General features: G+C 62.6%; 9 protein-coding genes. 3 read left to right on the top strand and 6 right to left on the bottom strand.

Annotated elements, in window-relative coordinates:
• Positions 1 to 78 precede the first annotated feature (78 nt).
• The 3 genes from mazG to rlmD form a co-directional block, all read right to left on the bottom strand.
• Positions 79 to 876, bottom strand: a complete 798-nt coding sequence (mazG, locus tag MUW49_RS00895; RefSeq protein WP_161470272.1) for a nucleoside triphosphate pyrophosphohydrolase — start codon at positions 874 to 876, stop codon at positions 79 to 81.
• 171 nt (positions 877 to 1,047) lie between these two features.
• The gene (gene relA / locus MUW49_RS00890) at positions 1,048 to 3,258 is read right to left on the bottom strand and encodes a GTP diphosphokinase (protein ID WP_010675631.1); all 2,211 of its coding nucleotides are present in this window, start codon (positions 3,256 to 3,258) and stop codon (positions 1,048 to 1,050) included.
• Positions 3,259 to 3,607: 349 nt separating this feature from the next.
• Positions 3,608 to 4,930: a 23S rRNA (uracil(1939)-C(5))-methyltransferase RlmD gene (gene rlmD / locus MUW49_RS00885; RefSeq protein WP_244812324.1), complete on the bottom strand. Its 1,323-nt coding sequence runs from the start codon at positions 4,928 to 4,930 to the stop codon at positions 3,608 to 3,610.
• A 269-nt stretch (positions 4,931 to 5,199) separates the two neighbouring features.
• Between rlmD and barA the strand changes: the two genes are divergently transcribed.
• The 3 genes from barA to MUW49_RS00870 all read left to right on the top strand — a co-directional run bounded on the left by barA (position 5,200) and on the right by MUW49_RS00870 (position 9,393).
• Positions 5,200 to 7,920 carry a two-component sensor histidine kinase BarA gene (gene barA / locus MUW49_RS00880; RefSeq protein WP_244812323.1) on the top strand — a complete coding sequence of 907 codons (2,721 nt, stop codon included), beginning with the start codon at positions 5,200 to 5,202 and terminating at the stop codon, positions 7,918 to 7,920.
• A 64-nt stretch (positions 7,921 to 7,984) separates the two neighbouring features.
• Positions 7,985 to 8,470 carry a DUF1456 family protein gene (locus MUW49_RS00875; RefSeq protein ID WP_010675634.1) on the top strand — a complete coding sequence of 162 codons (486 nt, stop codon included), beginning with the start codon at positions 7,985 to 7,987 and terminating at the stop codon, positions 8,468 to 8,470.
• A gap of 32 nt (positions 8,471 to 8,502) precedes the next feature.
• Complete coding sequence (locus MUW49_RS00870) at positions 8,503 to 9,393, top strand: N-acetylmuramoyl-L-alanine amidase (protein WP_244812322.1); 891 nt, start codon at positions 8,503 to 8,505, stop codon at positions 9,391 to 9,393.
• Between the two features lie 141 nt (positions 9,394 to 9,534).
• Here MUW49_RS00870 and pdxJ read toward each other — a convergent pair whose 3' ends face one another.
• The 3 genes from pdxJ to era form a co-directional block, all read right to left on the bottom strand.
• Positions 9,535 to 10,272, bottom strand: a complete 738-nt coding sequence (gene pdxJ, locus MUW49_RS00865) for a pyridoxine 5'-phosphate synthase (RefSeq protein WP_244812321.1) — start codon at positions 10,270 to 10,272, stop codon at positions 9,535 to 9,537.
• A gap of 157 nt (positions 10,273 to 10,429) precedes the next feature.
• Positions 10,430 to 11,140: a DNA repair protein RecO gene (gene recO / locus MUW49_RS00860; protein WP_039040537.1), complete on the bottom strand. Its 711-nt coding sequence runs from the start codon at positions 11,138 to 11,140 to the stop codon at positions 10,430 to 10,432.
• The gene (era, locus tag MUW49_RS00855; protein WP_103858336.1) at positions 11,141 to 12,040 is read right to left on the bottom strand and encodes a GTPase Era; all 900 of its coding nucleotides are present in this window, start codon (positions 12,038 to 12,040) and stop codon (positions 11,141 to 11,143) included.
• Between the last annotated feature and the right edge of the window lie 45 nt (positions 12,041 to 12,085).

Raw genomic sequence — 12,085 nt, 5'->3', positions numbered from 1 at the left:
AACAGTATACCAAAACCCCCACTCCCAAACAATGAACAAAAATCTATCAGGCTCCCCGCCGCCCCGTCTTGCGCCAAATCAACTTTGCTCGGTTTCCTTGGCCTTGTTCCAGGCCTCGTCCAGCTTCTCCAGGGAGCAATCCGTCATTTTCAGACCTTCTGCGGCAATAAAGTGTTCAACCTGACGAAAACGACGCTCAAACTTGGTGTTGGCAGCCCGCAGCACCTGCTCGGGATCCTTGCCCAGATGGCGCACCAGGTTGACGGTGGCAAACAACAGATCGCCGAGCTCGTCGCTCACCCGAGCCTCGTCCACGTCGACCATCAGCGCCTCTTCCATCACCTCCTCGATCTCCTCGTGGATCTTGTCCACCACGGGCCCCAGGGTCTTCCAGTCGAAACCGACGGTGGCGCAGCGCTTCTGGATCTTGGCGGCACGGGTCAGGGCAGGCAGGGAGAGGGGGATATCGTCCAGCACGCTCTCCTTGTCGAGCGCGGCCCGCTCTTTGGCCTTTTCCGCCTCCCAGTTCGCTTTTACCGCCTGCTCGTCACCGAGGTCGGCATCGGAGAAGACATGGGGGTGGCGGCGAATGAGCTTCTCGCTCACGGTATCGACGATGTCGGCAAAATCGAACAATCCCTGCTCCTTGCCGAGCTGGGCATAGAACACGACCTGGAACAGCAGATCACCGAGTTCCCCCTTCAGCCCTTGCCAATCTTCGCTCTCGATGGCATCCGCCACCTCGTAGGCCTCCTCCAGGGTGTGCGGCACTATGGTCTGGAAGCTCTGCTTGAGATCCCAGGGGCAGCCCCCGTTCGGGTCACGCAATCTGGCCATGATGTCGAGCAGTTGGGGAAGGTCGTAGCGTTGGGACATGGGCAACTCACTTTCGATTCGGTAAATGGGGTTCATGAATATCCACTCACGCCATGGCTCCACATGATGTGGAGCCATGGCGGCCGGAGATGGGGCGCATGATATCCGTCTTCAATGCTCTACAAGGAGGGAGAAAATGCAGACCGGCCACTGGGGCCGGTCGGTTGAGCATTACAGCCGCTTGGCGCTGATCACGTCGTTGAGCTGACTGAGCTTGGCCAACGCCCGGTTGAAGGCGTTGATGTTGTAAATCTCCAGCTCCATGTCTATTTCGGCGGTCTGCTCGCGCACGTTGGAGCGCGAACGCACTCCCATCACGTTGATCTTCTCGTTGGCGAGCACGGTGGTGATGTCGCGCAGCAGGCCGGATCTGTCGTTGGAGAGAATGCGGATGGTGAGACCGTAACCGCCGGAGTAGTTCTCCCCCCAGACCGCATCGATCAGGCGCTCCGGGTTGCGACGCGACAGCTCCTTGAGCTGCTCGCAATCCTCCCGGTGGATGGAAACCCCCCGTCCCATGGTGATGAAGCCCTGGATGGCGTCCCCCGGGATGGGCTGGCAGCAGCGGGCGATGTGAGTCATCAGGTTGCCCACCCCTTCCACCACGATGTGATCCTTGGGTTTGGGGCGGAAGGGCACATTGGCCTTCTGCTCCAGCTTCTCCAGCAGACGGCGATCTTCTTCTTCCGCCGTCGGCTTGTTGTAGCGGGTGTCCAGATAATTGAGCAGCTGGTTGATGCGGATGTCGCCGCTGCCAATACCGGCCAGCAAATCTTCCAGCTCCTCCGCATGGAAGCGCTCCAGCACCACCTTGTCCACCTTGGAGAGGGTGAGGTTGTGTCTGTCCAGCTCTTTCTCCAGCAGCTCCTTGCCGGCGGCGATGTTCTTGTCCCGGTCCAGCTTTCTGAACCAGGTGGCCACCTTCGCCCGCGCCCGGCTGGAGCGCAGGAAGCCGGCGTTCGGGTTCATCCAGTCGCGGCTCGGGTTCGGCTCCTTCTGGGTGATCACCTCCACCTGGTCGCCGGTCTGCAGCGTATAGGTGAAGGGCACGATACGACCGTCGATCTTGGTGCCGATGCAGCGGTGACCGATCATGCTGTGCACGTGATAGGCGAAGTCGAGCGGCGTCGCCCCTGCCGGCAGGTCGATGACATCGCCCTTGGGAGTGAAGACATAAACCCTGTCCTCGAACACCTGACTGCGCAGATCGTCCAGCAAGGAGCCGCTCTCCGAGAGATCCTCCTGCCAGGCGAGGAGTTTGCGCAGCCATTCGATCTTGTCTTCGAAGGTGCTGGTCTTCGCAGCGGCCTGGGCCCCTTCCTTGTAGCGCCAGTGCGCGGCCACACCGAGCTCCGCATCCTGATGCATCTGCTCGGTACGGATCTGGATCTCCACCGTCTTGCCCTCCTCCCCCACCACCACGGTGTGGATGGACTGGTAGCCATTGGGCTTGGGGTTGGCGACATAGTCGTCAAATTCGCGGGGAATATGGTGGAAATGGGTGTGAACGATACCGAGCGCCGCGTAGCAATCCTGCAGCCGCTTGGTGATCACCCGCACCGCGCGCACATCGAACAGCTCGTTGAATTCGAGGTGCTTCTTCTGCATCTTGCGCCAGATGCTGTAGATGTGTTTCGGTCGGCCATAGACCTCGGCCTCGACGCCGGCCTCGGCCAGGGCATCGCGCAGAGACTGCACGAATTCACGGATGTAGCGCTCGCGGTCGAGCCGTTTCTCGTCCAGTTGCTTGGCGATCTGCTTGTAGGTGTCCGGGTGCAGGTAGCGGAAGGCGAGATCCTCGAGCTCCCACTTGAGCTGACCGATACCGAGGCGGTTCGCAAGGGGGGCATAGATGTTGGTGATCTCCTGGGCCATCAGCACCCGGGTCTCCTCATCCGCCTTCTTCGCCTCACGCAGGCAGGCGATGCGCTCCGCCAGCTTGATGACCACGGCGCGCACGTCCTCGACCATGGCGAGCAGCATGCGGCGCACGTTGTCCACCTGCTCCGGCGAGGTTTCGCTGCGGTGAAGGGTTTGCAGGGAGCGGATGGCCTCCATCTCCAGCACCCCTTCCACCAGCTTGGCGATCTTGGGGCCGAAGTCCTCGTTCACCTTTTCCTGGCTGATGAGACCGGCTTCGACGAAGGGATAGAGAATGGCGGCCTTGAGGGTGGCGAGATCCATGCTGAGCATCAGCAGGATGCCCACCATCTCGACCCCGCGCACCAGCAGGCGGTTGGTGAGCGCTTCGTCACCCAGGGTCAGGCAATACTGGTAGACGGTTCGCAGCTGATTCTTGTCACTTTCACTCAGGGTAAGGGAACTGACCCACTCATCCAGAGTGAAATTGTCTTTCAAATGAATATCGCGCACCGCAACCATGGTATCAATCCTTAAAAGTGTGGGGTCGAAAGCCGATGCTCTCCTCATCCCCTCATCAACTGATGACTGCCTCAAATGGGGATGCATGAAAGAGTTTTCAAGGCATGTCACCGCGCAAGGTGACAGGGCTCTTCCCCGCATCCGATCCACTATCGACGACCTAGATTACCCTAATCACTCCCGCTCAAACAGCGCTGCCGCCGCTGGAAAACCAAGATAACCGCATGCTGCCCTGCCCGTTGAAGGCAGCGAGAAACACCTGTTTTACCTCACTCTGGCAGCATCATGCACATCGAAAAATCATCACGACCGCATCTTGATTCATCCAGAATAATGCGGTCGCCTCGACTCAGCCCCGTTCGAACAGCGCCATGGACTCCAGATGACCAGTGTGGGGGAACATGTCCAGCATCCCCAGACGGGTCAGCTTGTAGCCCCCCTGCACCAGCACCTGACTGTCACGGGCCAGGGTGACCGGGTTACAGGAAACATAGACCACCCGTTTGGGGGAAAGTGCCACCACGTGGCTCATCACCTCCAGCGCCCCGGGTCTGGCCGGATCCAGCAGCACCAGATCGAACCCTTCCCGGGCCCAGGACATGCCCACGATGTCGCCGCTCAAGTCCGCCTTGTAGAAGCGGGCGTTGTCGATGCCGTTGCGGCGAGCATTCTCCTGTGCACGCGTCACCATGGCGAGCTCCCCTTCCACCCCCACCACTTCGCGGGCCTGACGGGCCAGCGGCAGGGTGAAGTTGCCGATGCCGCAGAAGAGGTCCAGCACCTTGTCATCCTTACCTGCGTCGAGCCAGCTCAATGCCTGCTCCACCATGCGCTGGTTGACGGACCCGTTGACCTGGATGAAGTCGCCGGGAGCGAATGCAAGAGACAGGCCATCCAGCGTGTAACTTGGCTGAGACTGTTGACGCAGAGGTTCGATCTGCTCGTCCGCCGCCTGCAGATAGAGGTCTATCCCCTGGGCGGTGGCAAACTCGGTCAAGTGCGCCCGATCTGCCTCGGTGGGGCGACCGGTGTGGCGCAGCAGCATCAGAATGCCCTGCTCCCCCTTAATGAGTTCCGCATGGCCCAGTTCGCGCTGGCTCTTCAACCGGTTGAGGCATTCGCGCAGAGGGGCGATAAGAGCAGAGAGGGGCTCGGCCAGCACAGGACAGCCGGCAATCTCTACCAGATCGTTCGACTGGCGACGACGAAAGCCCACCCGGGTGCAGCGACCGTTCTTGTCAAACTTGATGGCCAGACGGCAGACCCGGCGGTAGGCGCGGGACTCCCCCGTCAGCGCAGGTGCCAACGCTGGCGCCTGGATGTTGCCAAGGCGCTCGAACAGGCTGACCAGTCCCGCCTCCTTGGCCGCCAGCTGATCTCCCTCTCCCAGGTGCTGGGCACTGCAACCGCCACACTCGCGATAGTGGTCGCAGAAGGGGGCAACCCGGTTGACCGCCGGGGTCACCACCTGTTGCAGGGCGGCGTGGGCATAGTGCTTCTTGTCGTCGATGATGCGGGCCTTGATGGCCTCGCCGGGCAGCGCCCCTTCGACGAAGATGGCCTTGCCTTGATGACGGCCGACGCCGACACAGTGGTGATCCAGACTGTCTACCGTAAATTCAATACGTTGGGGCTGGGTGGATTTCTTTTGGGGCTTGAAAAACTGGGCCATAAAACTTGGTGCCTATAGGTGGCTATGTCATGATTGTGGAATCTGCGGCAGACCATTGTCCCACAAGAATAATCGTATGACCAAATACGGCCTGAGGGCCCCAGCCGCGGCATCCGCCCCATCGTCCATTCTGACCAAAAGTGGCCCATTGATATGACCGGATACGGCCTGAGACCCCGTACAGCGACAATGACTGTATTGCCTGCCCGACCCCGGTGCCTGCATGCGCCCCGGATCATGGCTTCTCTTGCGAAAGGCGGGTCGGCGGCATGACCAAGTACGGTCTCAGGGCCCGGGTGCTGGCCTTCACCATCTTGCCGACCCTCATCATTGGCGGCCTCATCGCCGGCTATTTCACCTTCCACCGCTATCAGCAGCTGGAAAACAACCTCATCGATCAGGGCATCAACATCATCGAGCCCCTGGCCATCGCCAGCGAATACGGCATGACACAGCACAGCCGCGAATCCCTCAAGCGGCTGATCGGGCTCACCCATCGCAAAAACTCGCCCTTCATCAAGTCCATCGCCGTCTTCACCCAGGAGAACCAGCTGTTCGTGACGTCCAACTATCACAGGGACTTCAGCCAGCTTCGTCTGCCGGACGGCAGCGTCATCCCGGCCCTGACCAGCGTCTCCGTCAACGGCGATGACATCATACTGCGCACCCCCATCCAGGCAGAGACCAGCCTGGACGGCTTCCCGCTGCCAAGCGACCTGGAGCCGCCGGTCATTGGCTACATCTCCATGCAACTCGCCACGGACAGGGCCATCGTCCTGCAGTACCGCGACGCCTTCTTCGCGGTCATCATCGTGCTCATCGGGCTGGCCATCAGCGCCCTGTTCGGCTTCCGTCTGGTCAAGAGCGTGACCCAGCCCATCACCGACATGGTGCAGGCGGTGCACCGGATCAGGGAGGGGCGACTCGATACCCGGGTCAGCGGCCAGCTCACCGGCGAGCTGGACATGCTCAAGAACGGCATCAACGCCATGGCCAAGGCGCTCTCCGAATATCACGAGGAGATGCAGCAGAACATCGATCAGGCGACGTCGGATCTGCGGGAGACCCTCGAGCAGATCGAGATCCAGAACGTCGAGCTCGACATGGCGAAGAAGCGCGCCCAGGAGGCGGCCAGGGTCAAGTCCGAGTTTCTCGCCAACATGTCCCACGAGCTGCGCACCCCGCTCAACGGGGTCATCGGCTTCACCCGCCAACTGCTCAAGACCAGTCTGACCCCGAGCCAGACCGACTACATGCAGACCATCGAGAAGTCGGCACGCAACCTCCTTGGGATCATCAACGACATCCTCGACTTCTCCAAGCTGGAGGCGGGCAAGCTGCAGCTCGAGCACATCCCCTTCAGCCTGCGGGACACCCTCAACGAGACCATGCACCTGCTGGGGCCGAGCGCCCACGACAAGCAGCTCGAACTCTCCCTCCAGGTGGATGCCGCCGTGCCGGACTACCTCACCGGCGACCCCATGCGCCTGCAGCAGGTGCTCACCAACCTCACCGGCAACGCCATCAAGTTCACCGAGCGCGGCAACGTGGACGTGCGTGTCGAGCAGACCGGGGAATCGAACGGCAACAAGGTGCGCCTGCGGGCGCTGATTCGCGATACCGGCATCGGCATCTCGGAAGAGCAGCAGCGCCAGTTGTTCCAGGCCTTCAACCAGGCAGACTCCTCCATCTCCCGCCGCTATGGGGGCACCGGGCTCGGGCTCGTCATCACCCAGAAGCTGGTGCAGCAGATGGGGGGCCAGATCCGCTTCGAATCCGAACTCGGCAAGGGGTCGGTCTTCTCGTTCCACCTGGATCTGGATGTCTCGCCCCTGCCCCAGAGCGAGCGGCTTCCGCTGGATCGCATCCAGGGCAAGCGGGTCTGGCTGCTGGAGCCGGATCCCTTCACTCACGCCTCCCTGCTCGCCCTGCTGGGAGAGTGGCACCTGGATGTGCACTCCCTGACGGTGGACGAGGAGTGGCCCCCGATGAGCAGCCAGGACATGGTGCTCATCGGCAGCAGCACCCTGCACAGCCCGCAGCAGGTGATTGCCCGTCTCGACGGACTGGACGGCCAGCAGAACACCATAGTGCTGCTCAGCAGCCACGAGCCGGCCCTCTACGACGCCATGCTGTCCCACGGCGCCGTCCACTGCCTCTCCAAGCCCATCAACCATCGCAAATTGCTGCACGCTCTGCTCTCCCCCGAGGCGGTACGCCGTGCCCCCCTGCCCGCGCCGATGCCGCGCAGCGTGCAGGCGGTCAAGGTGCTGGCGGTGGATGACAACGCCGCCAACCTCAAGCTCATCGCCGCCATGCTCAAAGAGATGGTGACCGAGGTGGTGGTGTGCAAGAACGGCAAGGAGGCGGTCAACCTGGCCCAGAGCCAGCCGTTCGACATCATCTTCATGGATATCCAGATGCCCGTCATGGACGGCATCAGCGCCACCCAGGCGATCCGCCACCACTCCCTCAACACCGAGACCCCCATCGTCGCGGTCACCGCCCATGCCATTCCCGGTGAGCGGGAGCGCCTCATTCGCCAGGGCATGGACGACTACCTGGCCAAACCTATCGACGAGGGGATGCTGGCGCAGCTCATCACCGACTTCGCCCACCGGCGGCACCAGAATCACGGGGATCAGCAGATAGACTGGCCCCTTGCCGTGCGTCAGGCCGCCGGCAAGCCGGCCCTCGCCCGGGAGATGCTGACCATGTTGCTGGCCAGCTTCGACGAGGTGGAGCCCATCCTGGCGGCGGCGCTGGAAGGGAGTGCCGACGATGCAGACGTGCTGGCCCAGCTCCACCGCCTCAACGGTGGCTGCGCCTACTCCGGGGTGCCGGGTCTGCAACGCCTGCTCTCCCAGCTCGAGCAGCAGCTGCGCGACGGGGTCGCCGTGAGCGATCTGGAGCCCGAATTGCTGGAGCTGCAGGATGCCCTGGAGCAGGTGAGGCAGGAGGCCCCCCGCTACCTGGCCCTGACCGACTGAGGCGCTTTTTCTGACTGGACAGGCGGTAGGTGGTAACATCTGCACCGTTTCCACAGGAGTCAACATGACCAACAACGATATTCTGCGCCGCCTGCGCTATGCCCTCAGCATCAGCAACGACCAGATGGTCGAGATCTTTGCCAAGGGCAATCTGGCCATCACCCATGCCCAGTTGCACGGCTGGCTGATGAAAGAGGCCGAAGAGGGCGAGGCACAGGAAGCGGGCTTCGCCGCCTGCCCGGACTCGGCACTGAGCCAGTTCCTCGACGGCTTCATCGCCCTGCGCCGCGGTGTGCGAGAAGATGCCCCGCCCCAGGTGATCCCGAACCGGATCAACAACAACCTGATCCTGCGCAAGCTGCGCATCGGCCTCAACTACAAGGAAGAGGAGATGCTGGGCACCCTCAAGCTCGCGAACTTCAACCTCTCCAAGTCCGAGCTGAGTGCCCTGTTCCGCGCCAGGGATCACAAGCACTATCAGGATTGCGGGGATCAGATCCTGCGCAACTTCCTGATTGGCCTCACCGCCAAATACAGGCCCGGGCCCTGATGACCGCCTCCGGCCAGGTGCGAGGCTAGACCATGGGCTGGCATCGCCTGCTGACTCCACGCCCGTCGGCGAGCGGCGGTGCGTGTCGGTTCGCGGCGCGCTGGTTCTGGTCACTGCCCCTCATCCTGCTGCTCGGCGCCTGCCAGCCTGCGCCCTATCGTCTCAACCAGGATCATCAGAGCGCCAGCCAGAACGAGCGCATCGCCTTTCTCATCCTGCACTACACGGATGAAGAGGATGCCCGCTCCCTGCGCCTGCTGACCGAGCCGGAGCACAAGGTGAGCGCCCACTACCTGATCCCCCGCGACACCGACGAGCAACCGTTCCCGGTCTACCAGCTGGTGCCCGACAGCCAGCGGGCCTGGCACGCCGGACGCAGTCGCTGGCATCACTACGCCGGGCTCAACGCCAGTTCGCTCGGCATCGAGATAGTGAATCTCGGGTATGACGAGAAAGACGCGGCCCTGCCCGCCCATCTGAGACACTGGCAACCCTATCCCCCTGCCCAGATCGCCGCCCTCGGCGCCCTCGCCCGGGATCTGATCGAACGCTACCAGATCCCCCCCACCCAGGTGCTGGCCCACAGCGATGTCGCCCCCGAGCGCAAGCAAGATCCCGGCCCCCGGTTCCCCTGGCGCGAGCTCGCCCTGCGCTACGGTGTCGGCGCCTGGCCCGACGAGGCCCGGGTGGCCGAGCTGCGCCAGACGCAGCTCAATCCCTGGGATGCGCTGCAATGGCAGCAGCAGCTTGCCCGTTACGGCTACGGCCTCCCCCAGCACGGCGCCTGGGATGAGCAGAGCCGCGCCGTCCTGCGCGCCTTCCAGCTTCACTTTCGCCCCGCCCTGGTCACCGGCGAGCCGGATGCCGAATGCCAGGCCATCCTCACCGCCCTGCTGGAGCGCTACTTCCCGGAACCAAGCTGAGGCGCCCCTTCCCTTTCGCCCTCTGCACACGGATGCCCGGCCCCATGCCAGATGAGCACGGGGTTCACCCCGCCTTCCACTCCTGAAAACCACAAGGGACGCCGAAGCGTCCCTTGTGGTTTTCATACCTGCGAAGCGGCATCAGATCCCCTGACGGGCTTCCTGCATCAGCGCACGCATGTCGCTGACCGCCTTGGCCAGACCGTCGAAGGCGGCGCGACCGATGATGGCGTGGCCGATGTTGAGCTCATAGAGCTCGGGGATGGCGGCGATGGCCTTGACGTTGTGGTAGTGCAGGCCGTGGCCGGCATTGACCTTTAGCCCCTTGCCGGCGGCATAGGAGGCCCCGGCGGCGATGCGCTTGAATTCGGCGTTGCGCTCGGCATCCGTGGTGGCATCGGCGTAGCGGCCGGTGTGGATCTCGATGAAGGGGGCGCCGCTCTCCGCAGCCGCGTCGATCTGGATGGGGTCCGCATCGATGAAGAGCGACACCTGGGCGCCCACGGCGGCCAGGCGGGTCACCGCATCGGTCACCTTGTCCAGCTGGCCCGCCACGTCCAGACCACCCTCGGTGGTCACCTCGGTGCGCTTCTCCGGCACCAGGCAGACGAAGTGGGGCTTGATGCGGCAGGCGATGCCGATCATCTCCTCGGTCACCGCCATCTCCAGGTTCATCCTGGTCTGGATGGTCTGGCGCAGGATCTCCACGTCCCGGTCGGTGATGTGGCGGCGATCTTCCCGCAGGTGGACCGTGATGCCATCGGCACCGGCCTGCTCGGCCACGAAGGCGGCCTGTACCGGATCCGGATACTGGGTGCCGCGGGCGTTGCGCAGGGTGGCGATATGGTCGATGTTCACACCCAGGTAGATCTCGCTCATTGCTTACTCCTTGATACAGGTCATCTGTGAATGCCGGAGCGGGTGGAGCCCGCTCCTCTGTCCATGTGCCGCCGCAGGCCGGTTCTGGTCGCGGCGACAGCATTATTGTTCATGAAAGGCGATGTCATAAACACAAAACATCACCAGATAATAAAAATCAGCTTGAAACACTGCCTTTTCGCTTCAAAAAGAGCTCCCTGCTCTTCAGTTGACGCTTGCCGAGATAGGGCTGCAGCGCCAGTCGGCTGAAACGCTTGGCCGCCTGCAGCAAGGGAGGCGTGTCGAAACGCCCCTCGGCGAAGGCCAGCAGGTGGGCGCCGAGGAACAGGGTACGGGGATCCGGCGCCCGCTCGCAAGCGACAAAGCCGAGCTCCCGCTCGAAGCCGTAAAGCAGGGTGGGGTCGATGGGGGAGTCGTCGTCTGCGGCATATTCGAAGTCCACCGCGTAGCCCAGGGCCTGCAGCAGCAGGAACTCGAAGCGGCGCAGGGGCAGCTCCGGGGTCTCGCCGTCCGCCAGGGCCATGATGGCACGGGCATAGGCGTCGAACACCTCGGGGAAGGGGGTGTGCGCTTCCAGCAGGTAGTAGACCAGCTCGTTGAGATAGAGGCCGTAGAAGAGACGATCCCCGCCGAGGCGCAACGAGTGATCCGGGCACTCCACCTGGGTGAGGTTCTTTAGATCCCCCTTGCCGCGCCAGGCAATGGTGAGCAGGGTGAAGGGCTGAAGCAGCCCCTTTAGAGAGGAGCGTGGCCCGCGGGAACCGCGAGCCACCAGGGTGAATCGACCGCTATCCTGGGTGAAGACCTCGACCAGCTGGCTGGTCTCCCGATAGGGCCGACTGTGGATGACGAAAGCCGGGGTCAGCAATCAGTCGTCGCCATACCCGAGGCTGCGCAGGGCCCGCTCGTCGTCGGCCCAGCCGGACTTGACCTTGACCCAGAGCTCCAGGTGCACCTTGTTCTGGAACAGCCGTTCCATGTCGATGCGCGCCTCTGTGCCGATGGTCTTGATCTTCTCGCCCTTGTTGCCGATGACCATTTTCTTCTGGCCTTCGCGCTCCACCAGGATGAGCCCGTGGATGTGGTAGAGACCGGTATCCTCCACCTTGAAGCGCTCGATCTCCACCGTCACCGAATAGGGCAGCTCCTCGCCGGTGAAGCGCATCAGCTTCTCGCGGATGATCTCGGAGGCCATGAAGCGGGAAGATCGGTCGGTCACGTAATCTTCCGGGAAGAAGTGGACGTTCTCCGGCAGCAGATCCTTGGCCCACTCGCGGATCTTCTCCACGTTGGTGCCCTTCTCGGCGCTGATGGGCAGGATGTGGGCAAAGTTCATCTGCTGACCCAGCCACTCGAGGTGCGGCAGCAGATCCTCTTTCTCCTTGACGTTGTCGATCTTGTTGACCGCCAGCACCACGGGGCACTTGAGGTGGCGCAGCTTGCCCAGCACCATCTCGTCATCCTTGGTCCAGTGGGTGCCGTCCACCACGAACACCACCATGGCCACGTCCCCCAGGGAACTGGTGGCGGCGCGGTTCATCAGGCGGTTGATGGCCCGCTTCTCCTCGATGTGCAGACCCGGGGTATCCACATAGATGGTCTGATGGTTCTCCTCGGTGTCGATCCCCAGGATCCGGTGACGGGTAGTCTGGGGCTTCTTCGAGGTGATGCTGACCTTCTGGCCGAGCAACTTGTTGAGCAGGGTGGACTTGCCCACGTTGGGGCGGCCCACGATGGCGACAAAGCCGCAATAGGTGGTATCTGTCATGACCGCGTTCCCAATGCTGATGGAGTGAAAAGAGCGCACAGTGCC

Origin of the sequence: Aeromonas sp. LsrichE-8G (assembly GCF_022869435.1) — a bacterium.
In the GTDB taxonomy this organism is placed as follows: Bacteria; Pseudomonadota; Gammaproteobacteria; order Enterobacterales; family Aeromonadaceae; genus Aeromonas; species Aeromonas caviae.
The sequence above is the reverse complement of the archived record's forward strand: the minus strand, read 5'-3'. Positions and strand labels throughout refer to the sequence as shown.